We start from the raw sequence: 25,937 nt of genomic DNA on the forward strand, positions 1-25,937 counted from the left end.
TCGAAGGGCAACGGCCTCAAAAGAAAAGGCCCGGGATTTCCCGGGCCTTTTCGCTTCGTATGAACACGTTGTCCTATTCGACGGCGTCGAGGTTCGTGTCTTTCGTATCGCGGACGAAGAGCACGCCGATGACGAGGGTCATCGCGGCGATTGCGATCGGATACCAAAGGCCGAAGTAGATGTCGCCGCGTGCCGCGCTCATGGCGAACACCGTCGCCGGGAGCAGACCGCCGAACCAGCCGTTACCGATATGATAGGGCAACGACATGCCGGTGTATCTGATGCGGGTCGGGAACATCTCGACCAAGATGGCCGCAATCGGGCCGTAGACCATCGTCACGTAGAGAACGAGGACGAACAGGATCGCGATGATGCGGCCCCACTGTACCTCGTCCGGATTGGCGACCATGGTGTAGGCACCGGCGTCGTTCTGGACGAGCGGGTAGCCTGCGTCCTGCAGGGCCGCGAACGTCGCGTTCGACAGTTCGGTGTTGCGGGTTGCCGCCTGATCGCCGACCTGATTGGCGTCGTACGATTCGATCGTCTCGTCGCCGATCGTGATAACCGCTGGCGTGCCTGCCGCGGCCGTCTGGCTGACGTCATACGGCACCGAGTTGCGCGTCAGGAACGCGGTCGCAATGTCGCACGACGTCGTGAAACGGGCGGTTCCGGTCGGGTTGAACTGGAAGTTACAGTCGCCCGGCGCGGCCGTGACCGTTACCTGCACGTTGTCATGGGCCGCAGCCAGCGCCGGATTGGCGGCGTGGGTCAAAGCCGAGAACAGCGGGAAGTAGGTCAGGATGGCGAGCGCCAGACCGGCCATGATAACCTGTTTGCGGCCGATCTTGTCCGACAGCCAGCCGAAGAACACGAAAAACGGTGTGCCCATGGCCAGAGCGATCGCGATCATGATGTTGACCGAGACGCCGTCGACCTTGAGTACGTTCTGCAGGAAGAACAGTGCGTAGAACTGGCCTGTATACCACACGACGGCCTGACCGGCGGTGAGGCCGAACAAGGCCAGAAGAGCGAGTTTGGCGTTTTTCCACTGGCCGAATGCTTCGGAGAGCGGTGCCTTCGACGTCTTCCCTTCCGCCTTCATGCGCTGGAACGTCGGCGATTCGTTGAGCGTCAGACGAATCCAGACCGAAATGCCGAGCAGGAAGATCGACAACAGGAACGGAATGCGCCAGCCCCATGCGCGGAAGGCGTCCGGCCCCATCAGTGTTTGCACGGCCAGAATGACTAATAGCGACATGAAGAGACCGAGCGTCGCCGTCGTCTGAATCCACGACGTATAGAAGCCGCGCCGCCCATCCGGTGCGTGTTCGGCGACATAGGTCGCCGCACCGCCATATTCGCCGCCGAGCGCCAGACCCTGAAGCATGCGCAGGACGATGAGGATGATCGGGGCCGCGATGCCGATCGTAGAGGAACCCGGCAAAAGACCGACCAGGAAGGTCGACGCGCCCATGATCACGATGGTCACGAGGAAAGTATATTTGCGGCCTACGATATCGCCCAGACGGCCGAAGACGAGCGCGCCGAACGGGCGCACGAGGAAGCCTGCGGCAAAGGCCAGAAGCGCGAAGATGTTGCGCGTGGCTTCAGGATACTCCGAGAAGAAGGCAGCGCCGATAAAGGCCGCCAGTGAGCCGTAAAGATAGAAGTCGTACCATTCGAAAACGGTACCAAGCGAGGACGCAAAGATGACCTTGCGCTCCTCCCTGGTCATGGCGCGGTGCTTATGCCCCGCATCGGTGGCAACATTTGCCATTTTCAATCCTCCCCATGGCGAAAAAATTCGCGATTTCCGCCCTAACGCACGAATGCGTCCTCCAGAGATTCGGGCGGCATCGTGTCGGAATCTGTCAGAACTCAGGGCGAATGGGCAGCGATGCTTTATGCTTATGACTTTAGTCTAATAAATCGCGCGCTGGTGGCAGTATCGGTCGTGTTCTGCTTTTCTTTTTCCTAGGCGGACAACTTTCATTGCAGGTATCGATCCGCTACAACTTTCAAAAATGAGAAAAAGGCCCTTGAGAGGGTCATGGCATTTGGAGGAATTTTGCATGGGTTGGGGCGAAATTTTCAGCGAGCAGTTCTTCGACCCGTTCCGCGCCGGGTTGCTGCTTTTTCTTGTGCTGACAGCGCGGAACACCTCTGCGGTGACGGGAATGCTCATGCCGCTTGCGGCAGGCATCTTCTTCGTCGCCGTGTTGATACCGCTGTCTTTCGCGCCGGAAGCGCCGAACTGGTGGAATCTCGTTGTCGCCGGAATCGTGACGAACACGATCATCGTCGCTGCTCTCGTCGCGATTTCGACCTATTTCTTCCCGGTCAAGAAAGATGGCAACGGACAAGCCTGACGGCTGTCGTTGCCTGCCGCACTACATCGCGGACGCTGCCCACGGAACGAGTTCGCTGATCGCCTGTCCGAAAGCCTGATCGATTGCGCTGGCATAGGCGGCGTTTCCCGATCCGGTGACCGGTGCCTGCGCCATAAACAGACGTGATGCGCGTACCGACCCATTGCGGTCGTTCAGTACCTTGACGAACAGGCCGACCTCCGCGCGTGCGCCACCATCGACGCGCACGCCGAAGGAGCGAAGCTCGGTAACGATCTGATAGTCGATCGCAAGGCCCTGCCCCGGCAGTCCCACGCCCGCAAACCGTCCGGACGCCTGGAAAGCTTCCAGAAGACGCATCTGCACGACGCGCGGCAGACGGTCGGACCATTGCGCACCGCCGAGATACTCAATCGACCCCGGAGCGGTGCGGATGACGATTTCCTGCCTGTCGAGCGAACCGATCGCTGTCGGCTCGGCGATCAGGATTTGCGTTCGCCCGCGCTGCGGACCGGCAGCGGCCGTTGCCGCCGTCGTCAGTTCGAACGTGTCGAGGGGGGCAGGCCCGCCGCCCAGAAGCGCGCAACCGGACAGGGAAAAGGCAAGTCCGGCGATAACCGGAAAGGAAAGATGCAATCTCACTGATAATCCCCCGACCTGACTTCTGATCCGTTCTGCCTGCCGGCAGTATAGTCTTTCCATGAAAGCGCGTTATGGCAAGGCTGGTTGCTCATCGACGCTGCCGTCCGTCATATTGGCGCACTTCCCCCGCCCCGCCTTGAATAAGACGCTGCGGATTGCGCTCGATATCGGTGATCGCCCGCTCGATCCTGTTGATCGACTGGCGCGTGTCGCGGACAAGACCATCGACTTCACGCAACCCCTGCCCGCTGAAACGCGAGAGATTTTCGGTGATCGCACCGATCCGGGCGTTGAGCGTATCGGCAACCTGACGATAAGCCGCCAGGGTCGCGCTCGCATCCTGAATCAGGCCGCGCGTATTTTCGGAACCCAGCACCTCGTCAACGCGGGTGTCGATCGTGTCGGCCATCTGGCGGAACGAATCGAGCGTGACGCGGGCATCTGCGATCAGCCCTTCCGTATCAGCCGAGCCGAGCAATTCGTCGATGCGCGCATTGAGATTGTCCGCAACGTGGCGGAAGCTTAGCAGCGTCCCGCGCGTATCCGCGATCAGCCCATCCGTCTCGCCCGACCCCAACAGTTCGTCAACGCGCATGATAACGCCGTCGACGCGCAAGGTTGCCTGATTGAGACGTTCGCCAAGCAGGCGGGCGTCGGCGATGATCTTGTCGATATCGCCGGAGCGTTCGTTGATGGAGCTTGCGATATTCTGGACGTCGTTCGAGGCGCCCCGAATGGCGGCGCTGGCCTGATCGAAATTCTCGACGAGTTCGCGCACCATCTGCGGATCAACCGCAGCGACCACGCCCTGAACACTTTCGACGACGCCGTCGATCGTGTTCATCGTGCCTTCGGCGCGCGTCGTGATCGTCGCCACGGCTGCAGTGGCGGTCGACATATCTGTCATGATCTGCTGGAGGCCGTTGCCGGCGGTGCGTAGATCGCCCGTGAAATCCTCGACATTCGCCATGATCTGGTTGACGCGCTCGGCATCGACGGCACGGATGAAGTCCTCTGCGGCTGCCAGGGTCGACTGCAACTGGCCGGACACGCTCGACAGCGTGCCGGACAGGTCCGAAACGCTTGCAAGGAAGGTGTCGATGCCTTCGGCATTGTTGGCGAGCGCGTCAGTGAACATCTCGGCGTTGCGAGCCGACTGGGTCAGCGGCCCGCGAACATCCGTCGCGAAACCTTCGAACTCCGACAAGACGGCATCGGCACGGCGGAAGATCGACTGCGCCGTTTCGAGCAGGTTCGTCACGGCCGATGGATTGGCGGTAAGTTCGGCCGTACGTCCCTGTTCTTCCGCCTCTTCGAGAAGGTTCGGCTCGTCGAGATTTGCGCCGCGCAGTTCGATATTCGCCTGCCCGGTGAGGCCGGCCAGACCGACATCGACCTGCGTCGAACGGGTGATCGGCGTCAGGCGATCGATCTCCGCATCTGCGATTGCAGCCGCTGGATTTCGCGGGTCGATATAGACGCGGCGAATGTCACCGACACGAACGCCGTTGAACAAGATGGCGCTGCCGCGTCCCAATCCAGAGGCTGAGCCGGGGATCAGGATGCGAACAGTCGCCGTCTCACCGCGCTCGCCCACCGCCGCCGTCCAGTAGACGAAGGCGAATGCCGACAGGATCGCGACGAGCGTGAAAATGCCGACGGTGACGTAGTTGGCCCGAGTTTCCATTCAACTTCTCTCGTTCGACCGCGCCGACATATCGATCTGGCGCGCGCGCTTGCCGCGGAAATAGGATTGTACCCACGGCTCGTCGTAATCCATCAATTCGCGGACGGTGCCATCGACCATGACCTTCTTGCCACCGAGAATTGCGATTCGGTCGCATACGGAGAACAAACTGTCGAGATCGTGAGTGACCATGTAGACGGTCAGGCCCATCGTATCGCGCAGCTTGGCGACAAGGTCGTCGAAATCGGCCGCGCCGATCGGGTCGAGGCCGGATGTCGGCTCATCGAGGAACACGATATCGGGGTCAAGCGCAAGCGCGCGGGCAAGTGCGGCGCGCTTGATCATGCCGCCCGACAGCTCCGACGGAAATTTGTCGGCAGCCTCCGGCTTCAACCCGACAAGTTCGAGCTTGAGCATGGCAAGCTCGTCCATCAGCTTTTTCGGCAGGTCCAGATATTCGCGCATCGGCACCTGGATATTTTCCCTGACTGTAAGGGCCGAAAACAGCGCGCCATGCTGGAAGAGCACGCCAAGCCGCATGTCGATCGCCACGCGCTGCTGCTCGGCAATCTTGTCGATGTCGGCACCGAAAAGTTCGATCGTGCCGGATTGCTTGGCGTTGAGGCCGAGAACGGTGCGCAGCAAAACCGACTTGCCGGAGCCCGAAGGCCCGATGAAGCCGAGGATTTCGCCCCTGTAAACATCAAGCGACAGGTTTTCCAGAACCGTCGTCTTGCCGAAGCGCACGGTGACATCCCGTGCGCTGAGAACGACGTCACCCTTCTTTTCGGGCTCTGGTGCGGATGGCTTTTCCTGGAGGATCGCTTCGCTCATCGCCGCCTCAAAAGTTGATCGCTGCGAAGAAGATGGCGAAGAGGCCGTCGAGCACGATCACGATGAAGATCGACTTCACCACCGAGGACGTGACGTGCTGACCGAGCGATTCGGCGCTGCCACCAACCTTCATGCCTTCTACCGAACCGATGATCCCGATGATCAGCGCCATGAACGGCGCCTTGATAAGGCCTGCGAAGATGGTGCCAAGATCGATCGATGCGCGCATGCGGTCCAGAAACGCTTCCGGCGCGATCCCCGAATAGATCCAAGCGACGGTCATCGCACCGCCGATCGCGGCGAAATTGGCGAGAATCGTCAAGCAGGGCAACGCGATGACGAGCGCGACGAGCCTTGGGAATACCAAGACGCCGACCGGGTTGAGCCCGATGACGGTCAACGCATCGACTTCCTCGCGCATTTTCATCGAGCCAATCTCGGCCGTGATGGCGCTGCCCGAGCGGCCCGCGACCATGATGGCGGTCAAAAGCACGCCCATTTCACGCAGCACGAGAATGCCGACGAGATCGACGACGAAGATTTCCGCGCCGAAATAGCGGAGCTGGAACGCGCCCTGCTGGGCCACGATCGCGCCGACGATATAGGACATCAGGATGACGACGGGGATCGCACCTACGCCCATGCGATCCACCTGATTGAAGATCGCTGCGAGGTTGACCGAATGCCCCCGGCCGAGCTTGAGCTGTCCGCCGCGAATCGTCGCGCCCAAAATGTGCATCGAGGCGAGGAAGTCGCCATACATGCTGTACATCGCGCGGCCGAGCGATTCGGGCAGTCTCAGCAGAAACGGCGTCCTGTCGTCCGGTCCGGTTTCGTCCGGCTTCGTCAGCACCGCACCGACGGCCTCGGAAAGCGTCGCGACCGATTCGCTCTGCCCGGTCAGTTCGACATCGGCACCGTTGTTACGAAGCGCGTGGGCAAGCCGCTCGACTAACCAGGCTCCCGCCGTATCCATGCGACCGATTCCCGACACGTCGATCCGGACGGCTCCGGCGGATTGCGCCGATTCCAAATCGCGCATCTGTGTATCGACGAGCGCGACTGTCTGCGTATCCCAATCGCCCGAAAGGACACAGACAAGCCGGCCGTCCTCTTCGCGCCGCTCGATCGTCGGGCGCTTGAGGTCGGATTCGGCCTGTGTCTGACTTGCTTCCGGTCCGGGTTTCCTGAACATGGGGCAAGTCTTACTCACGAAAGTTCCGGCTGTCACTTTATCAACCGGAGCGCGATTTCAGCACTGGAGAATTCCTTATGCGGCGTGACATTTCTGCCGAGATAGAACGGTTCCCGATTGCCGGAAGTTTCCGGATTTCAAGGGGTGCGAAGACCGAGGCGGAAGTCGTGGCCTGCACGATCACCGATGGTAACGCAACGGGACGCGGCGAGTGTGTTCCGTATTCAAGGTACGGCGAAAGCCTCGATCAGGTGAAAAACGCAATCGAATCGATTGCGCCCGCGATTCGCGACGGGGCGGATCGCGAAGCGCTTTTGAAACTGATGCCAGCGGGCGCAGCACGAAACGCGGTCGACTGCGCGCTCTGGGATTTGGAAGCGAAGATGTCGGGCCGCCGGGTTCAGAATATCATCTGTTCCGCGCCACCAACGGCGCTGACAACCGCAATGACCATTTCGCTGGGAGAGCCGGAGGAAATGGCGGCGAACGCTCGCAAGAATGCGTTTCGTCCCTTGCTGAAGGTCAAGGTCGGAACCCCGGACGACCGTTCACGCATCCGCGCCGTCGCGGAAGCCGCACCGGAAAGCCGCATCATTCTCGACGCCAACGAAGGCTGGACGCCGGACAATATCGCCGAACACCTCGCCGTCGCGGCGCAATACGGGATCGCGCTCATCGAACAGCCGCTGCCGCAAGGCCACGACGAATTCCTGCGCACGGTCACGCATTCGGTTCCCATATGCGCGGACGAAAGCGTCCATGGAGCCGACGATCTCGACAAACTCGTCGGGCTCTACGATGCGGTGAATATCAAGCTCGACAAGACGGGCGGTCTGACGGCCGCAATCGATTTGCGCGACCGCGCGCGCTGGCACGGCTTTTCGATCATGGTCGGCTGCATGGTGGGTACGTCGCTGGCGATGGCGCCTGCCGTGCTACTGGCGCAGGATGCAGACTTCGTCGATCTCGACGGGCCGCTTCTTCTGGCAAAAGATCGGACCCCGGCGCTCAGCTATGCCGATTCGCTGGTTTCACCGCCCGAACCAGAACTTTGGGGGTGATTCAGGCTGCGTTGGCCAATTCGGCAGGAATGGAGATCGGCACAAGCTTGGTCTCCTTCATCTGTCCTGTATCGGCCCAGTGGATCAGTTCGAAACCACCATCGAACCGCTCTGCGATCGCCGTGCAGCTTTCGACCCAGTCACCGGTATTGATATAGCGGACACCCTCGATTTCCGAGATGACGGCGTGGTGGATGTGACCGCAGATTACTCCGTCGACACCGCTCCGGCGCGCCTCTTCCGCCAAGACACGCTGAAAGGCGCTGATGAAGTTCACCGCCTTTTTCACGCGCAGCTTCGCCCATGAAGAAAACGACCAGTACGGCAAGCCCAGCAAGCGGCGCAGCCGCGTGATGATCTGGCTGATGACGATCGCGGAATCATATGCCTTGTCGCCGAGATAGCTCAACCAGCGCATATTATGCACGACGGCGTCGAACTGATCGCCATGGATGACCAGATATTTCCTGCCGTCCGCTCCCCGGTGAATGATCCGGTCGGTGACGACGATGCCGCCGAAATGCGTTCCCTGAAAATCACGCAGAAACTCGTCATGGTTGCCAGCGATATATGTGATCCGGCTACCCTTACGCGCTTTTCTGAGCAGCTTTTGGACGACATCGTTGTGGGTTTGCGGCCAGTGCCAGGAGCGTTTGAGCCGCCAGCCATCGACAATGTCGCCTACAAGAATGATCTCTTCGGCGTCGTGATGGCGCAGGAAATCTATCAGTTCTTCGGCCTTTGCAGGCTTGGACCCAAGATGCACGTCCGACAGGAAAATCGTGCGGAAGCGGCGAGGTTTGGCTGTCATGATCGGCCTCGGCGTAACGGGAACATTTCGTTACCCGGCCTATGACGTGATTCACGTCACAGCCGTGTGACGGTTGTGTTTTCCCGTCGCGGCACGATAAACCCCTAGCAACGAAAAACGTGAATGGGAGAGGCCGAACATGGATCTTGGGATACGCGGGAAAAAGGCGATCGTGTGTGCATCGAGCCGGGGGCTGGGCCGCGGTTGTGCGATGGCGCTGGCAGAGGCCGGCTGCGACCTGGTGGTCAATGGTCGCGACGCGGCTGTGCTGGCGAAGACGGCCGAGGAATTGCGCAGCAAATTCGGCGTGTCGGTGACCGAAATCGCCGGTGACGTTTCGAAGACCGATATTCAGGAAGCGCTTTTGAAAGCTTGCCCAGCGCCGGATATTCTCGTCAACAACAATGGCGGTCCGCCGCTGCGCGATTTTCGCGAACTGACGCGCGAAAACATGCTGGAAGGCGTGACGCAGAACATGATCACGCCGATCGAACTGATCAAGGCGGTCGTCGACGGCATGACGGAGAAGGAATTCGGACGCATCGTCAACATCACTTCGCTCTCCGTCTATCAGCCGATTCCCGGCCTCGATCTTTCGTCGGGCGCACGTGCGGGCCTGACCGCCTTTCTTGCGGGGATCGCGCGGACGGTCGCGTCGAAGAACGTGACCATCAACAACATCCTGCCGGGCAAGTTCGATACCGATCGCATCCGCACAACCATCCGGTTCAGCGCCGAAAAAGCGGGCGAAAGCGAAGAGGCGGCGGCGCACAAGGCGGCACAGACCATACCCGCGAAACGCCTCGGCTCGGCCGAAGAGTTCGGCAAGGCTTGCGCGTTCCTGTGTTCGTCGCATGCGGGCTACATCACCGGTCAAAACCTTGTTCTGGACGGCGGGCTCTACACGAGCGCCTTTTAACGCAATTTACGCGAAAGCGGAGGAAACGATTTGAAACTGTTGCGATTTGGAAATCCGGGCGCGGAACGTCCGGGCATTATCGATGCAAATGGGACGATTCGGGACGTGTCGACTATCGTCAGCGACTACGCGCCTGAGACGCTTGGCGAAGCTTTGGTCAAGACGCTTGCCGAAACCGACCTATCGACGCTGCCGGAAGTGCCGGCAGGCATGCGCATCGGCGCGCCGCTATCGCGGATCGGGCATTTCATCGCTATCGGGCTCAACTATGCCGATCACGCGGCCGAATCCGGAATGCCAATTCCAAGCGAGCCGATCGTCTTTTCAAAAGCGCCGAGTTCATTGTCCGGCCCCGACGACCCGGTCGTATTACCGCGCGGATCGGTCAAGACCGACTGGGAAGTCGAACTTGCCATCGTGATCGGCACGGGCGGCGAATATATCGAGGAAGCCGACGCGTTGTCGCATGTCCTCGGCTACGCCATCTGCAACGACGTCTCGGAACGTGAATATCAGGCCGAACGTGGCGGCCAGTGGATCAAGGGCAAGAGCGCGCCGACCTTCGGTCCGCTCGGCCCCTGGATCGTCACGCGTGACGAGATCGACGATCCGCAGACGCTCGACATGTTTCTCGACGTCAATCGCGAACGCGCCCAGACGGGCAGCACTTCCACCATGATCTTTTCAGTCGCCGAGATCATCTCCTATCTGTCGCGCTTCATGCGCCTGGAGCCCGGCGACGTGATCACGACCGGTACGCCGCCCGGCGTCGGCATGGGCATGAAGCCGCAGCGCTTCCTGAAAGCCGGCGACGAGATGCATCTGGCTATTGCAGGTCTGGGCGAGCAGCGCCAAAAGGTGATCGCGCGCGACTGACGAGAGTCGGCGCAAAAGACTGGCCTTCGCCTATTCGTGCGCGGGCCGACGCAACACGGCACGGACAGAGGGTGCGATTCACAATGATGGATGAAACGTCGAAATCGCCACCCGCAGACCTCGACGAGGCGGCTCTTTTTTACCATCGCTACCCCGCGCCGGGTAAGCTGGAAATTCAGGCGACGAAGCCGCTCGGCAATCAGCGCGATCTGGCGCTCGCCTATTCGCCCGGCGTCGCCGCGCCGTGCCTTGCGATCCATGACGATCCGGCGCGGGCGGCCGATTACACGTCGCGTTCCAATCTCGTCGCCGTCATCTCCAACGGCTCGGCCGTTCTCGGCCTGGGCAATATCGGCCCACTCGCCTCCAAGCCCGTGATGGAAGGCAAGGCGGTCCTGTTCAAGAAATTCGCCGGCATCGACGTGTTCGACATCGAGATCGACGCGCCTGAAATCGAGCGTATGGTCGAAACGGTCGCAGCGCTCGAGCCGACATTCGGCGGCATCAATCTCGAAGACATCAAGGCGCCCGAATGCTTCGAGGTCGAGGAGCAACTCAAGGCCCGGATGCAGATTCCAGTCTTCCATGACGACCAGCATGGAACGGCCATCATCGTCGCGGCGGCGGTTCTCAATGCTCTGGAGCTTGCTGGAAAGAAAATCGGCGACGTGAAGATCGTCACATCCGGTGCGGGCGCGGCTGCACTCGCCTGCCTCAACCTTCTGGTCGAACTCGGCGCGGCCCACGAAAACATCTGGATCACGGATCGCCACGGCGTTGCCTATAAGGGCCGCGTGGAGGAAATGGACCGCTGGAAGGAACCCTACCTCAAGGATACGAACGCGCGGACACTGGCCGATGTAATCGGCGGCGCGGACGTCTTCCTCGGGCTATCGGCTGCCGGCGTCCTGAAGCCCGAATTGCTTGAGAACATGGCCGAGCGCCCCCTAATCCTAGCGCTTGCCAATCCGACGCCCGAAATCATGCCCGACCTTGCCCGCAAGGCTCGGCCGGACGCGATGATCTGCACGGGCCGGTCGGATTTTCCCAATCAAGTCAACAACGTTCTGTGTTTCCCCTACATCTTCCGCGGCGCGCTCGATTGTGGTGCGACCGCGATTAACGAGACGATGAAGATGGCGGCGGTGCGCGCCATCGCCGGACTGGCGCGAGAGGAGCCCTCGGATGTCGCAGCACGCGCCTATTCGGGCGAAACCCCGATCTTCGGCCCCGATTTCCTGATCCCCTCGCCATTCGATCCACGCCTGATCCTGCGGATCGCGCCTGCTGTTGCGGAAGCTGCATCGCAGACCGGCGTGGCAAGCCGGCCCATCGAGGATATGGGCGCATATGTCGATCGGTTGACGCGCTTTGTATTCCGCTCGGGGCTGGTGATGAAGCCAGTCTTCGCCGCAGCGCGAAATGCGGCCGGCAACCGGGTTATCTATTCGGACGGTGAGGACGAACGGGTTCTTCGCGCCGCACAGGTCGTGATCGAGGAGAAGATCGCCGCTCCCATTCTCATCGGCCGACCGGCGGTGATCGAAACACGGCTACAGCGTTACGGCCTCAAAATCCGCCCCGGCTACGATTTCGAGATCATCAATCCAGAGGACGATCCGCGCTACCGCGATTATGTCGATCTTCTGATGCGCCTTGCCGGCCGCCGCGGCGTAACGCCGGAAGCTGCCCGCACCATGGTGCGTACCAACAACACCGTGATTGCCGCTCTCGCCATGATGCGCGGCGAAGCGGACGCGATGATCTGCGGTCTCGAAGGCCGCTTCGAACGGCATTTGCGCAATGTCGAACTGATCATCGGCCGACGTGATGGCGTTGCGGAAATGTCGGCGCTTTCCATGCTGATCTCCCAGCGCGGCGTGACGTTCTTCACCGACACCTATGTGACCATCGACCCGTCGGTCGACGAAATCGCCGAAATGACGGTTCTTGCGGCGGCCGAGATTCGCCGCTTTGGCATCGAGCCGAAAGCTGCTCTTCTTTCACATTCGAATTTCGGCTCGCGGGACTCGGCAAGCGCGCTCAAGATGCGCAAGGCGGCAGCACTTTTGAAGGCAAGCGCGCCCGATCTGGTCGCCGATGGCGAGATGCATGGTGATTCCGCCTTGTCGGAAACGCTGCGCCACCGCGTATTCCCGCATTCGACGCTCACAGGCGAAGCAAACCTTCTGGTCTTCCCCAATCTCGACGCCGCCAACATCGCCTTGAACACGATCAAGGCGATGACGGATGCACTTCACGTCGGGCCGATCCTGCTTGGCACCGCCCTGCCCGCGCACATCCTGACGCCGTCGGTGACGTCGCGCGGCGTGGTCAACATGACGGCGCTTGCGGTGGTCGAAGCGACGCAGAATGCGGCTAAGGCCGTCGAAGGCTAAAGAGCGAACTGGTGCGGCAATCAGGGACGCCGCGCCAGCGTCTCCTCTCGTCCAAGAAGCGGCAGGAGACTAGCAAGCTCCGGTCCGGATTCGCGACCTGTCAGCGCCAGGCGCAGGGGCATGAACAGCCCCTTGCCCTTACGGCCCGTCACCTGCTTGACGCGATCGGTCCAGACCTTCCACGTCATCTGGTCCCATGGCTCAGCTGGCAACTCGGCGAAAGCCTGCTCGAAAAAGGTACGGTCTTCGGCGGAAAACTCGCCTGACGGCCGGCCGTCCTTCGAAATCACCGTCCACCATTCGCCTGCCTGATCGAAACGGTCGAGATTGCCGCGAACGGCAAGCCAGAACGCTTCCGCCTGCGGGCCGTCGATGCCCAGTTCCGCCAGGCGCAGCTTGGCAGTTGCAAACGGCATTGTGTGCAAAATGTCCCGGTTCAGCCCGTCAAGATCGGTAGGGTCGAACTTCGATGCCGATTTGGAGGTCGCGGTCGGCTCGAAACGCTTCACCAGTTCGTCCATCGAGTGGACCGCCACAACGCTTTCCGACGTTCCGATGAGGACGGCGAGCGATGCGACCGCGAGCGGCTCGATCCCGGCCTCTCGCAATCCCTTGATCGACAGCGATCCGGTGCGCTTCGAAAGCCCCTCGCCGGTGCTGGTCGTCAGGAGATTGTGATGGCCAAATGCTGGAGGTTCAGCGTCCAACGCCTTGAAAAGCGCAATCTGCGCACCTGTATTGGTCACGTGATCGTCGCCGCGAATGACGTGTGTGACGCCCATCTCGATATCGTCCGCCACCGACGGGAGCGTGTAGAGATAGGTGCCGTCCTCACGCACGAGCACCGGATCGGACATCGAGGCGAGATCTACGGTCTGCGGACCGCGCACCACGTCATTCCAGTTAACTTCCGTGCGCTGCGGCGCGAACGGGTCGGACGTGAAATTCGGCAGCAGGAAGCGCCAGTGCGGCTTGCGTCCTTCGGCTTCGAACGCCGTCTTTTCGGCATCCGTCAGCTTCAGCGCATCACGACCATAAACGGGCGGCAAACGTCGTGACAGACGCAGCCGACGCTTGCGCTCCAGCTCGTCTGCCGTCTCGTAGCAAGGGTAAAGCAGTCCCTTCGCTTTGAGCTTCTCGGCCGCCGCGTCATATGTGTCAAAACGCGCGGACTGATGCGCAGTCACGTCCGGTGCAATCCCGAGCCAGAACAGGTCCTTCTGGATCTGATCGGCATATTCCTGCTTAGAGCGCGCAACATCCGTATCATCGAAACGAAGGATGAAACTCCCGTCCGCTTTCTTCGCGAACAGCCAGTTGAACAGCGCGGTGCGCGCATTGCCGATATGAATATGGCCGGTCGGCGACGGCGCGAAACGGACGGTGATGGTCATTTTCAAGTCCTGTCGCGAAAACGGTTGGTGATCGGATAGCGTCGGTCGCGGCCGAAATTCTTTCGGGTGATCTTTACGCCGGGCGCGGCCTGCCGGCGCTTGTATTCGGCGATGTAGAGAAGATGCTCGATCCGGTGGACGAGGTCGCGGTCGTGCCCACGCGCCACGATTTCGTCGACGCTCATCTCGTTTTCGACGAGCGATTCGAGAATGTCGTCGAGCGCCGGATAGGGCGGCAATGAATCCTGATCCGTCTGGTCCGGGCGAAGCTCTGCCGATGGCGCCTTGTCGATGATATTCCGCGGGATCACCTCGCCGGACGGGCCGAGCGCCGCGGCAGGCACATTCGCGTTGCGCCAGCGCGACAGGGCGTAGACCTGCATCTTGTAGAGGTCCTTGATCGGATTGAAGCCGCCATTCATGTCGCCATAAAGCGTGGCGTAGCCGACCGACATTTCCGACTTGTTGCCGGTGGTCACGACCATCGAGCCGAATTTGTTGGAGATCGCCATCAGGATCGTACCGCGCGTGCGGCTTTGCAGGTTTTCTTCGGTGACGCCCTCGTTCGTGCCTTCGAACAGCTGCGCGAGCGCCTTGGTGAACCCTTCCACGGGATCGATGATCGGAATGATCTCGTAGCTCACGCCAAGCGCGGCGGCGCAATCCTGCGCGTCCGTCAACGAGCCTTCGGACGTATAGCGATACGGCATCATGACGGTACGAACGCGATCCGCGCCGAGCGCATCGACCGCGAGCGCCGCGCAGATCGCTGAATCGATGCCGCCGGAAAGCCCCAGAACGACGCTGTCGAAGCCGTTCTTGTTCACATAGTCACGCAGGCCGAGCATGCAGGCACGATAGTCGCTCCCCTGCGCATCGGGCAATGTGGCGGACGGCCCTTCCGTGCAGTGCCAGCCCTCGCCGTCCCGCTGCCATGTGGTTAGCGCAAGCGCTTCCTCGAACGGGTCCATCTGGAATGCCAACGTCTTGTCGGCGTTGATCGCGAAGGATGCACCGTCGAAGACGAGTTCGTCCTGCCCGCCGAGCTGGTTGGCGTAGATAAGCGGCAGGCCGCTTTCGATCACCTGTTTCAGAACGACTTGCTGGCGCACATCCTGCTTGCCGCGATAATAGGGCGAACCATTCGGCACGAGCAGGATTTCCGCGCCTGCCTCCGCCAGCGTCTCGCACACGCCAAGCTCGCCCCAGATATCCTCGCATACCGGCACGCCAAGCCGCACGCCGCGAAAATTCACCGGTCCCGGCATGTCGGGTCCCGGCTGGAATACGCGCTTTTCATCGAACTCGCCGTAGTTCGGCAGGTCGAGCTTGTATCGTTCGCCAAGGATCTTGCCGCCGTCGGCAATGATGACCGCGTTGTGCAGGCCGCTTTGGCGTTTCAGGGGCGTGCCGACAATAATGCCCGGTCCGCCGTCTTCCGTATCGGCCGCCAGTTCGCCTGCCGCTTTTTCGCAGGCCGCGACGAACGCCTTCTTGAGCACCAGATCCTCGGGCGGGTAGCCGGCGATAAAAAGCTCGGTAAACAGAATGAGGTCAGCGCCCTGCCGAGCCGCATCCGCCCGCGCCTCACGCGCTTTCGCGAGGTTTCCGGCGATGTCGCCAACCGTCGGGTTGAGTTGGGCTATGGCGATGCGAAGAATTTCGGGCGTCTGGCTCATGCGGCTTCGTGTAGCGCGCCGCGAAACGCACGGCAACCGCGCCTTGCGGGTGGACGCGCGGCCATGCATTCTCGCCGCGAAACGCCGGCGACGATGGAAGACCGATGGCAACGCTCGAAGAACTTGCAAGGCGATGGACGAAGCGCGAAGGCCGCGCACCGAACCAGGTCGAAAGCCGCATCCTCAGATCCGCCGCCGAGCGGCGATCAATCACTCGAAACCGAAACGAAAGTTACGATAAAAAGCTCTCGTTCGGAGATCGCGTTGCCGATATCGTCGCGCGGTTCGGCGGTTCGTGGACCTTTATTCTGGGTTTCATAGCCTTTTTGGTCGTATGGGCCGTCGCCAACACGATTATCTTGACGCGCGACGCGTTCGACCCCTACCCGTTCATCTTTCTCAATCTCGTTCTGTCGATGGTCGCCGCCCTGCAAGCGCCGATCATCATGATGTCCCAGAACCGGCAAGGCGCGCGGGATCGACTGGAGGCCGAACACGACTACGCGGTCAATCTCAAGGCCGAGTTGGAGATCATGGCACTTCACGAAAAGCTTGACGCCATACGCGACCGCGAAATCGCCACTCTGCACGAGCGCGTCTTGCAACTGACGGAAGCGTTGGAGCGCATCGAGAGTAGGCTCACGCCTCGATGAGCGACATTCTCACCGACCTCATCGGGCGGTTCGGGCTTTTCGCCCTGTTCATCGGCTGCGTCGTTGAAGGCGAAACCGCCGCGTTGGCTGCCGGTTTTCTCGCCCATCAAAAGCTCGTCAATCTTTTCGCTACCTTTCCAGCGGTTTTCGCCGGCGCGTTGATCGGCGATACGGCGATGTTCCTGGCCGGGCGGCGGTGGGCAAATCACTCGTTCGTTCGGAAACTGCGCGAACGTCCGGGCTTTTCGCATGCAGCGCGTCTGGTCCGCACGCATCCGAACAGCTTCGTGTTCTTCAACCGCTATATCTATGGGATGCGTACCGTCGGCGCCGTCACCGCCGGCCTGTCGGACATTCCCGTCGCGCGATACGTGACGGTCAATGCCGCATCCTGCGTTCTGTGGACGTTCCTCTTCGTCGGCCTCGGCTACTTCATAGGGCTCGGCGCGGAGCGTTTCGTCGGCGGTGAATTGCGCTCCCACGAAAAGCTGATCGGCGCTGCGGTTCTCATTCTCATCAGCGCTGCCGCCTTTAGCCTCATCAGCCGACGAGTTCGCGGTCGCCGCGATCAAGTATCAGCGGGATGATCAGATCCTCCTCGTCATCGAGATGGCGTGCGAGCATCGCGACAAGCCGTGCGTTCTCGTCGGCATACGCGTCAGCTGCATAGCGTTGCGCGTCATCATCGCCGTCCAGCGCCTGCAAAAATGCATTCGCCGTCTGTGCATTCATTTCGAGCGCATCGTGGATCAGATGATGATCCGAATCGAGGATTTCGAACCCGCGTTTCAACCGGCTTTCGGCCTGCGCGAAAATCGGGAAATAGTGATGGTCCTCGATATTGTGATGACCGTCGAGTTGCCCGAGAAAGAAATTGAGGCGCGGCGCAAAGAACTGCGCGAATTGCTTGGCGTCGTTGCGCCCCTCTCGGTAATCCGTGATCGCGCCTGTCAAAACACCCCCCAATTCGCGAAACATGGCATGTCGCTGCAGCCACATCGACGCCATGCCGTGAATATTGGGATGTGCGGTCCAATCCTCGCGCGGATATTTTTCGACGAGAACGCGCAAATCATCCGGCAGGCCGGAACGCGCCTGCAGCAGCAGTGAGGGATCGAGATCGTTTGTCATGGCGCCTCACATACGATCCGGGACGATCATTCGCCAGAAGGCACATTCGCGTAACCCGGTTTCGGACTGGTAATCACCGGAGGCGATGCCTATCTCGCCGAAGCCGGTGCTGGGCCGGCTACCAAAAGGATGTGCGCGTGAAAGACGGCAAGAATGCCCTTTTCCTGATCAACCCGAAAGCGCGGCGCGGCGGCGAGCCGATCGAGCCGATATTGAATCGCCTGCGTAGCGGCGGTCTCAGCGTGACGATCGAGCCCTTCGAAGCGTTGCCGGAACTTGCGCGCGACGTCGTGCGGCTTCGCGATATCGCCGACATCGTCGTCGTTTGCGGTGGAGACGGCACCGTTTCTTCTGCGGCGGTTGCCGTGATGGAAAGCGGCTTGCCGATGGGCATCATGCCGATGGGAACCGCCAACGATCTCGCCCGCACGCTTGGCATCCCGATGGATTTGCAACAGGCAGCCGACGTCATCGCGGCCGGTCATCTGCGCAAGGTCGATGTCGGAACGGTGAATGGCCATGCCTTTTTCAACGTCGCCAGCATCGGGCTTTCCACGGAACTGGCGCAATCCCTCGACCCTCAGACAAAAAAGCGCTGGGGACGCCTTGGCTACGCGGTTGCCGCCGGCCGCGTCCTGACCAATGCACGGCCGTTCAAGGCGAGCATCAGGGAAAAGGGCGAACCCATCAAGGTGTCCACCTATCAGATCGCAGTCGGCAACGGTCGTCATTATGGTGGTGGCAACGTCGTCGAGGCATCAGCCGAAATCGACGACGGCGCGCTCGATCTCTACAGCCTCGAATTGTCGAACGTCTGGAAGCTCGCGCTGATGATGCGCTCGTTCCGTTCGGGCCGCCATGGTGCCTGGAACGAGGTGCGCACCGCGCGCTGTATCGAATTCGACGTCGAAACGGAAAGGCCGATGCCTGTCAACACTGACGGCGAGATCGTCACCGCGACGCCCGCGCATTTCAAGGTGCATCCTGGCGCGGTGTCGATTTTCGCACCCGAAAAGCATGCTGCTCCTGACCTATTTGGCCATGATTTGCGGCGACCGCACGTGTTCGGGACGCACGCCCATGCCGACCATGCGAGCGGGAATACGGCGCAATAGCGCAAACCGGTCCAGAAGGCGCAGCGGCAGCGGTACCGTATTCGCCCGACGACCTTTCAGCGCAGGCGCCAGAACGCGGTTTTGAATAGCGACCTGCACTGCCTGCGTCAGTCGCGCAGGCAACAGACGGCGTTTCTGGACGGCAGCAAGATCGGCATCCATTACCCGCCCTGCCATCAAAGGACCGGACAAAATATTCGCAGTTGCCACCGCGTCCTGGATGGCAAGGTTGATGCCGACGCCGCCGACGGGCGACATCGCGTGGGCGGCGTCACCGATGCACAAAAATCCTGGCCGGTGCCATTGGCGCAGCCGGTCGACGGAGACCGAAAGCACGCTGACCGGGTCGAAATCCGGCAAGTCCTTGCGCAGACGCTTTTCGTCGAACGGCGTCAGAGCGGCAACCGCTTGGCGGAAAACATCGATCCCGCGCGCTATGACGTGGTCGGCTTCGCCTTTGCGAACGACGTATCCGCATTGCCAATAGTCGCCGCGATAGATGCGAACGAAAATGCCTTTATCGCCGAACCGACCAGCCGTCGCGTCCGTGTCTGACGCTAATCTCGATACCCTGAACCACATCACATCTATGGGCGCGCCCAGCGTCTCGACCTCAAGCGCTGCCTCGTCGCGCAAAACCGAACGTCGACCATCCGCCGCCACGACGAGATCGGCTTCGATCGTTAACTGCCCATCATCATGCTTTGCTTCAAGACCGACGACGCGTCCATTGCGCCTGGCGAGTGTCTTGGCCTCGCAATTCATCAGGCAGCGAAAATTCGGATAGGCACCGGCCTTGCGCTTTAGAAAATCGAGGAAATCCCATTGCGGCATCAGCACGATTGCCGGGCACGTCACAGGCAGATGACGAAAATCGCCGACCGGGTAGCGGCGGCCGTTCATTTCGGCCGAGATTTCCTCGATCCGCTGATGAGGCAGTTTCAGAAGCTCGCCCAACAGGCCAAGCTCATGCATCACTTCCAGTGTGGACGGGTGCAGGGTGTCGCCACGAAAGTCGCGGAGAAAATCGTCGTGCTTCTCGATGACGACGACATCGATGCCGGCCCGCGCAAGAAGCAGGCCGAGCATCATTCCGGCCGGGCCACCACCGGCGATACAGCACGTCGTGCGGATCGCCGGTGAAGCCATAGGATCAAACCTCAGGCGTTGACGGCGACCTTTTGCGGCGCGCTGCTCTTCTTCTTGTTCAGGAACTCGCTGACGAGGAAGGCCAGTTCAAGCGCCTGATCCGCATTGAGGCGCGGGTCGCAATGCGTGTGATAACGATCCTGAAGATCCTCGTCACGAACGGCACGCGCACCGCCGGTGCATTCGGTCACGTTCTTGCCCGTCATCTCGACATGGATGCCGCCGGCATGCGTGCCCTCGGCCTGATGCACCTCGAAGAAGGACTGAACCTCCTTGAGGATACGGTCGAACGGACGCGTCTTGTAGCCCGCCGCCGTGACCGTGTTGCCGTGCATCGGATCGCATGACCAGACGACCTTGCGGCCTTCCTTCTCGACGGCGCGAATGAGCTTCGGCAGATGTTCGCTGACGGCATCCGAACCGAACCGCGCGATCAGCGTCAGCCGTCCAGCCTCGTTTTGCGGATTGAGCAGGTCGATCAGCCGGATAAGACCGTCCGGCGTCATCGACGGACCGCATTTGAGGCCGAGCGGATTCTTGATGCCGCGGCAATATTCGATGTGAGCATGATCAGGCTGGCGCGTGCGATCGCCGATCCAGATCATGTGGCCGGAGGTCGCGTACCAGTCGCCGCTCGTCGAATCGACGCGCGTCATCGCTTCTTCATAGCCCAGAAGAAGCGCCTCATGGCTGGTGTAGAAATCGGTTTCGCGCAGCGCCGGATGGCTTTCGGACGTAATGCCGACCGCACGCATGAAATCGACCGTCTCCGAAATACGCTGCGCGAGCGCCTGGTAGCGCTCGGCCTGCGGGCTGTCGGAAACGAAGCCGAGCATCCACTGATGCACGTTTTCAAGGCTGGCGTAGCCGCCCTGCGCGAAAGCACGCAAAAGGTTCAGCGTCGCGGCCGACTGGCGATACGCCATGCGCTGGCGCGCCGGATCAGGGGTGCGCGCCTCGGGCGTGAACTCGATTCCGTTGATGATGTCACCGCGATAGCTTGGCAGCGTAACGCCATCCTTCGTCTCGGTGTCGGACGAACGCGGCTTAGCGAACTGGCCGGCGATGCGCCCGACCTTAACCACCGGCTGCGCGCCGCCGAAAGTCAGAACGACCGCCATCTGCAGGAAGACGCGGAAGAAATCGCGAATATTGTCGGCACCGTGCTCGGCGAAACTCTCGGCGCAGTCGCCGCCCTGAAGCATGAACGCCTCGCCGGCCGAAACCGCCGCGAGCTGCTTCTTCAACTTGCGCGCCTCGCCTGCGAAGACGAGCGGCGGATAGCTGGCAAGCTGCTGTTCGGTGTCAGCCAGAGCAGCAGAGTCCGGATAGGCAGGAACTTGGCTGATCGGCATGCCGCGCCAGGAATTCGGTGTCCACTTCGTCATCATTGCACCTGTTCTTATGGTTCACGACGTTCATTGCGCCGTTGGGCATCATCGTTACACCATGCAAAGACCCGTTTCCAGTTCGGCAAACGGCGTGAATGTCGCCCTGTGCGGGTTTCGCCTTGGCCGCTATGGGTTAGATAAGTGGTCGCCACACCATAAGGAATGATCGATTGGCATTAAGCAATGAAGCGGGCAAAACGCAATCATGGGAGAAAACACCGATCCTCCTGTCTCTTGCAGGTGCTCTCGTTTTTACAATCGGCGGCATCGTCGGTTCGATCGTTTTCATTCCAGAGTTGAGAACACCACAGATCTTCAGCCTTCCCATACTTGCCGGCATTTTCGTCTGGCACACGTTCCGTCTCACTGTACCCGTCTTTCTTCTGCTGCAATGGCGCGCAGGCCGTGCGCACACGACGAAATCCCGGTCCTTCAAAAATTTGGGTCGCGCGATCCGGGTGGCATTTGCGCGTCGGCGCTTTCTTGCCTGGTATGCTCTGGCCATGACGGTCGTTGTCATTACCGGCGTCGCCTTTGTCATGCTGGAAGTAGCCATGGTCATCTTAACGGTGCTTGCGGCCATCGTCCTGCTGCCGGTCGCTTTCAATCTCAAACGCCCTTGGCGCGAGGTCGTAATTCTCGGCGTATGTGCCATTGCCGGCATATTCTTCGGGCCCACGGCATCGCAATCGCTGCGAGATTTTACGTGCCGGGGCGACGCCGGGCTTGTAACGACGGCAGGTGAACGGCTCCCATGCGAAACGTTCGCACTGTTCGCAGACTACGACCTGATCGCTGTTACCTATAAGGACGGCACCCGCCTCCTTCGCAGCGGCGACGTATCGGATGCCGCGCTGCGCCAGGCAATCGGGCTGACCGACTAATCGAGGATCAGTCGATCCGCTCGCCGTTTTTCACGCGGTAGCTTGGCTGGTACATTGTCACGAGTTCTTCGGCCGCTGTTGGATGCACGGCCGTCGTGCGGTCGAAGTCTTCCTTCGTCAGCCCTGCCTTGACCGCGATGCCCAGAAGCTGCGCCATCTCGCCCGCATCGACGCCGAGCACATGCGCGCCGACGACTTTACGGCTCGCCGCATCGACGACGAGCTTCATCACCATCTTTTCCATGCGGCCGGAGAGCGTGTGGCGCATCGGCCTGAATGTGGCTGTGTAGATTTCCAGTTCGTCGTAGCGCCTAACGGCATCTTCTTCCGACAGCCCGACAGTGCCGAGTTCCGGTTGGGAGAAAACCGCCGTCGCAATCGTCTCGTGATCCGGCTTGCTCGGCTTGCCGCGATAGACCGTGTCCACGAAGCACATCGCTTCATGGATCGCGACCGGCGTAAGCTGGACGCGATCGGTCACATCGCCGAGTGCGTAGATGTTTTCCACATTGGTGCGCGAATACTCGTCGACAATCACTTCGCCCTTCGGGCCGGTCCCGACGCCGGCGGCTTCCAGGCCGAGGCCGACCGTATTCGGACTGCGGCCAATCGCCAGCATGACCTGATCGGTGGTCAGTGTGCGGCCGCCGCTCGTATGGACATCAAGCCTTCCATCGTCGCGCTTCTCGACCTTTTTGAAAATCTCGCCAAAAACGAACTTGATGCCCTTGGCTTCCATTTCGACATGAAGTGCCGTGCGCAAGTCCTTGTCGAAGGACGACAATATTTCCTTGCCGCGGTAGACGATGGTCGTTTCGACGCCCAGCCCATGAAAGATATTGGCGAACTCGATGGCGATGTAGCCCGCGCCCGCGATTATGATCGACTTGGGCAGTTCGTCGAGGTGGAACGCTTCGTTGGATGTGATGCAGTATTCGGAGCCTGGAAGAGCAGGATGCAGGCTTGGATGCCCGCCCGTCGCGATCAGGATCGTCTCGGCCGTGACCGTGCGGTTCTCGGCGAGAATGCGAACGGTATGGGCATCCTCCAGAACGGCGCGGCTCTCGAACATCGTCGCGCCGGCATTGTCGAGCCCCTTGCGATAAAGCCCTTCGAGCCGAGCGATTTCACGGTCCTTGTTGGCGATCAGCGTTTTCCAGTCGAAGCTGCGCTCGCCGACGGTCCAGCCGTAACCGGCGGCGTCCTCGAAATGCTCGGGAAATTGCGAAGCGTAGACGAAGAGCTTCTTTGGAACGCAGCCCCGTATGACGCATGTACCGCCGAAACGATATTCCTCGGCGATTGCGATCTTCTTGCCGAGCGAAGCTGCGACGCGCCCTGCCCGCACGCCGCCCGATCCACCGCCTATGACGAAAAGGTCGTAGTCATACTGGGTCATGGATCAGCCTTTCTATGCGGATGGAATGCAATCGCGAAGCCGAAGGAATAGGTATGCGACCGCAAAAAGAAAAGCCCGGCGCGTAGCCGGGCTTCATTTGGCAGGATGTCAGCTTACTGCGGCGCGGGTTGCGCCGGAGCCCCTTCGACGGGGTTGGCAAGCTGGCCTTGCAGTTCGGTGCCTACCTGCGTCGCGAGATCGCGCATAACCCCCGACTGCCAGATATTGGCTGCCTGCAGGACTTCGCGCGTCACCTGCGGGCCCTGCTCGATCAACTTGCGTCCCGTCTCGGAATTGTAGAACTCCGAAATCGCGTTCAGTTCTTCCTCGCTGAAAACGCGCGCGAAGGCAGTCGCCGCTTCGTTTTCGAGGTCGGAGCGCCGCGAGGCCAGCCCCAGGGCCTTCTCATCGACCGTCTGGCTGATCAGTTGCGATTGGTCGGGGTTGTTCTGGGTGAGTTCACCCTTCAGCATCATTGCCGCCTGTGGAAGGATATTGTCGAACTCGTCCGTCGCACCGATCGCGCCTACGGCAGTGCGCGCGGCGCTCAGATGGCCGGCGGAAATATCCTGCGCGTAAACGGAGCCCTGTGCTCCAATCGTGATCGCCGCCGCTGCAGCGAACGCCATGCCGGCATATCTCAAATTCATTTTCGAGAAATCTCCTTGTTGGTCGACGCTCACAGATCGTCGATTGTCTTCACGCCATCCGGTTCGGCCACGACCGCCAGATCGGCCAATTGCAGAAACAAGCCATGCTCGACGACCCCGGGGATCGCATGCAACGCATCCGACAATGCCTGTGGGTCGGGAATACGGCCAAAAGATGCGTCCAAAATGAAATGGCCGCCATCGGTCGTGAACGGCGCGCCATCCTTCATGCGCGTGGCAATCGCACCGGACAGCCCCAGCGCGGCTGCGGCCGCCTCTATAGCGCTTTGCGTCGCACGCATGCCGAACGCGTTCACCTCTATCGGGAGCGGGAACCGGCCGAGCGTCTCGACCAGTTTCGACGAATCGGCGATCACGATCATGCGCTTCGACGCATATGCAACGATCTTCTCTCGCAGCAACGCTCCGCCGCCGCCCTTGATCAGCGAAAGACCGGGACCGATCTCGTCCGCGCCATCGATCGTCAGATCGAGCGCCGGCTCCTCGTCCAGCGTTGCCAGCGGAACACCCAGATCATGACAAAGCTGCGCGGTGCGTTCGGATGTCGGCACCCCGATAATCTCCAGCCCCTCCGAAACGCGCGCCGCGAGCAGTCGGACGAATTCCTCTGCTGTCGAGCCGGTTCCGATACCCAGCTTCATGCCCGGCTCGACATGCGACAAGGCAATCCGTGCGGCTTCGATTTTCAGCGCTCTTGCGTCCATGGTGGTCCTCTTTCCGGCAAGGCTCTAGCATCTTCAAGGTTTCGCGCAAACCGGTTCCGTCGTCTTGCGTGCCTTCCAGCGAGCCGATACACCCGCCGCAACGTCAATCTGTGAGATTCTCATGACCGCTCCCATCATCGTTTTCGACCTCGATGGCACGCTCGTCGACACCGCGCCCGACCTGATGGCGAGCCTCAACCATTGCCTTGCACTGGACGGCGTTCCCATTGCCGACAAGATCAAGATGACGCGCTATGTCGGCATGGGCGCGAAGGTCATGATCGAACGGGCCTATGCCGCAAAGCAGAAGGTGCTTTCCGACGCCCGGCTGAAGGAACTGTTCGATATCTTTCTGGAACACTACACGAACGGCATGCCCGGAGAATCCAAGCCTTATGGCGGTGTCGTCGACGCACTCGATCGGTTCGAGGCGGCCGGCTATCTGACCGCTGTCTGCACCAACAAGTTAGAGGTGATGTCGGTAACTCTCCTGACCGGCCTTGGCCTTCACGAGCGCTTCCGCGCCATCTGCGGACAGGACACTTTCGCGTTCCGCAAGCCCGACCCACGACATCTGATCGAGACGATCGCGCGCGCCGGCGGCGATCCGGCCAACGCGATCATGGTCGGCGATTCGGAAACGGACATCAAAACCGCGCAAGCGGCCGGCATTCCAGTCGTTGCCGTCGATTTCGGATATACCGACCGGCATGTGCGCGAATTCGAGCCGTCGCACATCATCTCGCACTATGACGAACTGACCATCGACCTTGCCGATCGACTGCTCGCTGCGGCAGCGGGAAGACCGCTCAAGACCGCTTGACGGACGCCGCCGCTTGCCCCTATACGCGGGCCACGTCCGGTTCGCCGGACGTCTTCGAGCGCCAGTCGTTCGAGGGCGCGTAGCTCAGCGGGAGAGCATTCGCTTCACACGCGAAGGGTCACAGGTTCAATCCCTGTCGCGCCCACCATTCTTTCATATCTCACGGTGATCC

The 25,937-nt window shown here is 60.8% G+C and carries 24 protein-coding genes and 1 tRNA gene; 11 read left to right on the forward strand and 14 right to left on the reverse strand.

Going from position 1 to position 25,937, the window contains the following annotated elements:
• Window positions 1-73 precede the first annotated feature (73 nt).
• The gene (locus tag ACX82Z_RS07855) at window positions 74-1,777 is read right to left on the reverse strand and encodes an MFS transporter (protein WP_459587817.1); all 1,704 of its coding nucleotides are present in this window, start codon (window positions 1,775-1,777) and stop codon (window positions 74-76) included.
• Between the two features lie 295 nt (window positions 1,778-2,072).
• Between ACX82Z_RS07855 and ACX82Z_RS07860 the strand changes: the two genes are divergently transcribed.
• Entirely contained in the window at window positions 2,073-2,369 is a 297-nt protein-coding gene (locus ACX82Z_RS07860; protein WP_459587819.1) for a hypothetical protein, read from the forward strand.
• A 21-nt stretch (window positions 2,370-2,390) separates the two neighbouring features.
• On the opposite strand, the gene ACX82Z_RS07865 is transcribed toward ACX82Z_RS07860, so the two are convergent.
• The 4 genes from ACX82Z_RS07865 to ACX82Z_RS07880 all read right to left on the reverse strand — a co-directional run bounded on the left by ACX82Z_RS07865 (window position 2,391) and on the right by ACX82Z_RS07880 (window position 6,706).
• Complete coding sequence (locus ACX82Z_RS07865) at window positions 2,391-2,990, reverse strand: ABC-type transport auxiliary lipoprotein family protein (RefSeq protein WP_459587821.1); 600 nt, start codon at window positions 2,988-2,990, stop codon at window positions 2,391-2,393.
• Between the two features lie 88 nt (window positions 2,991-3,078).
• Window positions 3,079-4,677 (reverse strand): MlaD family protein, encoded by a 1,599-nt coding sequence (locus ACX82Z_RS07870; protein WP_459587823.1) that lies wholly within the window; start codon window positions 4,675-4,677, stop codon window positions 3,079-3,081.
• Complete coding sequence (locus ACX82Z_RS07875; RefSeq protein ID WP_459587825.1) at window positions 4,678-5,511, reverse strand: ABC transporter ATP-binding protein; 834 nt, start codon at window positions 5,509-5,511, stop codon at window positions 4,678-4,680.
• 7 nt (window positions 5,512-5,518) lie between these two features.
• Window positions 5,519-6,706, reverse strand: a complete 1,188-nt coding sequence (locus ACX82Z_RS07880) for an MlaE family lipid ABC transporter permease subunit (protein ID WP_459587827.1) — start codon at window positions 6,704-6,706, stop codon at window positions 5,519-5,521.
• A gap of 77 nt (window positions 6,707-6,783) precedes the next feature.
• Here ACX82Z_RS07880 and dgcA point away from each other — a divergent pair, with 77 nt between their 5' ends.
• A complete protein-coding gene (gene dgcA / locus ACX82Z_RS07885; protein ID WP_459587829.1) occupies window positions 6,784-7,767 on the forward strand; it encodes an N-acetyl-D-Glu racemase DgcA in 984 nt (327 codons plus the stop codon).
• Window position 7,768: 1 nt separating this feature from the next.
• Here the strand turns inward: dgcA and ACX82Z_RS07890 are convergent, their stop codons facing one another.
• On the reverse strand, window positions 7,769-8,578 hold the full coding sequence (locus tag ACX82Z_RS07890) for a UDP-2,3-diacylglucosamine diphosphatase (RefSeq protein WP_459587831.1): 810 nt from the start codon (window positions 8,576-8,578) through the stop codon (window positions 7,769-7,771).
• Between the two features lie 139 nt (window positions 8,579-8,717).
• On the opposite strand from ACX82Z_RS07890, the gene ACX82Z_RS07895 reads away from it, so the two are divergent.
• From ACX82Z_RS07895 to ACX82Z_RS07905, 3 genes are all read left to right on the forward strand, one after another.
• Entirely contained in the window at window positions 8,718-9,497 is a 780-nt protein-coding gene (locus tag ACX82Z_RS07895; protein WP_459587832.1) for an SDR family oxidoreductase, read from the forward strand.
• A 30-nt stretch (window positions 9,498-9,527) separates the two neighbouring features.
• Entirely contained in the window at window positions 9,528-10,373 is an 846-nt protein-coding gene (locus ACX82Z_RS07900) for a fumarylacetoacetate hydrolase family protein (RefSeq protein ID WP_459587834.1), read from the forward strand.
• Window positions 10,374-10,456: 83 nt separating this feature from the next.
• A complete protein-coding gene (locus ACX82Z_RS07905; protein ID WP_459587836.1) occupies window positions 10,457-12,772 on the forward strand; it encodes an NADP-dependent malic enzyme in 2,316 nt (771 codons plus the stop codon).
• Window positions 12,773-12,792: 20 nt separating this feature from the next.
• Here ACX82Z_RS07905 and gltX read toward each other — a convergent pair whose 3' ends face one another.
• Entirely contained in the window at window positions 12,793-14,166 is a 1,374-nt protein-coding gene (gene gltX / locus ACX82Z_RS07910; RefSeq protein ID WP_459587838.1) for a glutamate--tRNA ligase, read from the reverse strand.
• A 2-nt stretch (window positions 14,167-14,168) separates the two neighbouring features.
• Complete coding sequence (locus ACX82Z_RS07915) at window positions 14,169-15,845, reverse strand: NAD+ synthase (RefSeq protein ID WP_459587840.1); 1,677 nt, start codon at window positions 15,843-15,845, stop codon at window positions 14,169-14,171.
• Between the two features lie 104 nt (window positions 15,846-15,949).
• Between ACX82Z_RS07915 and ACX82Z_RS07920 the strand changes: the two genes are divergently transcribed.
• The gene (locus tag ACX82Z_RS07920; RefSeq protein ID WP_459587842.1) at window positions 15,950-16,498 is read left to right on the forward strand and encodes a DUF1003 domain-containing protein; all 549 of its coding nucleotides are present in this window, start codon (window positions 15,950-15,952) and stop codon (window positions 16,496-16,498) included.
• Window positions 16,495-17,085 carry a DedA family protein gene (locus ACX82Z_RS07925; protein WP_459587844.1) on the forward strand — a complete coding sequence of 197 codons (591 nt, stop codon included), beginning with the start codon at window positions 16,495-16,497 and terminating at the stop codon, window positions 17,083-17,085. The genes ACX82Z_RS07920 and ACX82Z_RS07925 overlap by 4 nt, the downstream gene beginning before the upstream one ends.
• Here ACX82Z_RS07925 and ACX82Z_RS07930 read toward each other — a convergent pair.
• Window positions 17,039-17,629 (reverse strand): hemerythrin domain-containing protein, encoded by a 591-nt coding sequence (locus ACX82Z_RS07930; RefSeq protein WP_459587845.1) that lies wholly within the window; start codon window positions 17,627-17,629, stop codon window positions 17,039-17,041. The two genes, ACX82Z_RS07925 and ACX82Z_RS07930, sit on opposite strands and share 47 nt — an antisense overlap.
• Window positions 17,630-17,766: 137 nt before the next feature.
• Here ACX82Z_RS07930 and ACX82Z_RS07935 point away from each other — a divergent pair, with 137 nt between their 5' ends.
• On the forward strand, window positions 17,767-18,744 hold the full coding sequence (locus ACX82Z_RS07935) for a lipid kinase (protein WP_459587847.1): 978 nt from the start codon (window positions 17,767-17,769) through the stop codon (window positions 18,742-18,744).
• Here the strand turns inward: ACX82Z_RS07935 and ACX82Z_RS07940 are convergent.
• Both ACX82Z_RS07940 and ACX82Z_RS07945 read right to left on the reverse strand, forming a co-directional pair.
• Complete coding sequence (locus ACX82Z_RS07940; RefSeq protein WP_459587849.1) at window positions 18,661-19,893, reverse strand: FAD-dependent oxidoreductase; 1,233 nt, start codon at window positions 19,891-19,893, stop codon at window positions 18,661-18,663. The two genes, ACX82Z_RS07935 and ACX82Z_RS07940, sit on opposite strands and share 84 nt — an antisense overlap.
• A gap of 11 nt (window positions 19,894-19,904) precedes the next feature.
• Window positions 19,905-21,281, reverse strand: a complete 1,377-nt coding sequence (locus tag ACX82Z_RS07945; RefSeq protein ID WP_459587851.1) for a class II 3-deoxy-7-phosphoheptulonate synthase — start codon at window positions 21,279-21,281, stop codon at window positions 19,905-19,907.
• Between the two features lie 173 nt (window positions 21,282-21,454).
• Here ACX82Z_RS07945 and ACX82Z_RS07950 point away from each other — a divergent pair, with 173 nt between their 5' ends.
• Window positions 21,455-22,168, forward strand: coding sequence for a hypothetical protein (locus tag ACX82Z_RS07950; RefSeq protein WP_459587853.1), 714 nt, complete (start codon window positions 21,455-21,457; stop codon window positions 22,166-22,168).
• Window positions 22,169-22,175: 7 nt separating this feature from the next.
• On the opposite strand, the gene gor is transcribed toward ACX82Z_RS07950, so the two are convergent.
• The 3 genes from gor to rpiA all read right to left on the reverse strand — a co-directional run bounded on the left by gor (window position 22,176) and on the right by rpiA (window position 24,942).
• Complete coding sequence (gene gor, locus ACX82Z_RS07955) at window positions 22,176-23,567, reverse strand: glutathione-disulfide reductase (RefSeq protein ID WP_459587855.1); 1,392 nt, start codon at window positions 23,565-23,567, stop codon at window positions 22,176-22,178.
• Between the two features lie 113 nt (window positions 23,568-23,680).
• Window positions 23,681-24,217, reverse strand: a complete 537-nt coding sequence (locus ACX82Z_RS07960; RefSeq protein ID WP_459587857.1) for a DUF2059 domain-containing protein — start codon at window positions 24,215-24,217, stop codon at window positions 23,681-23,683.
• A 29-nt stretch (window positions 24,218-24,246) separates the two neighbouring features.
• Window positions 24,247-24,942: a ribose-5-phosphate isomerase RpiA gene (rpiA, locus tag ACX82Z_RS07965; protein ID WP_459587859.1), complete on the reverse strand. Its 696-nt coding sequence runs from the start codon at window positions 24,940-24,942 to the stop codon at window positions 24,247-24,249.
• A 121-nt stretch (window positions 24,943-25,063) separates the two neighbouring features.
• Here rpiA and ACX82Z_RS07970 point away from each other — a divergent pair, with 121 nt between their 5' ends.
• Together ACX82Z_RS07970 and ACX82Z_RS07975 are read left to right on the forward strand one after the other, a co-directional pair.
• Window positions 25,064-25,765 (forward strand): phosphoglycolate phosphatase, encoded by a 702-nt coding sequence (locus tag ACX82Z_RS07970; protein WP_459587861.1) that lies wholly within the window; start codon window positions 25,064-25,066, stop codon window positions 25,763-25,765.
• Window positions 25,766-25,838: 73 nt separating this feature from the next.
• Window positions 25,839-25,913, forward strand: a tRNA-Val gene (locus ACX82Z_RS07975).
• Window positions 25,914-25,937: the final 24 nt, after the last annotated feature.

This window comes from Aliihoeflea sp. PC F10.4, assembly GCF_054612275.1.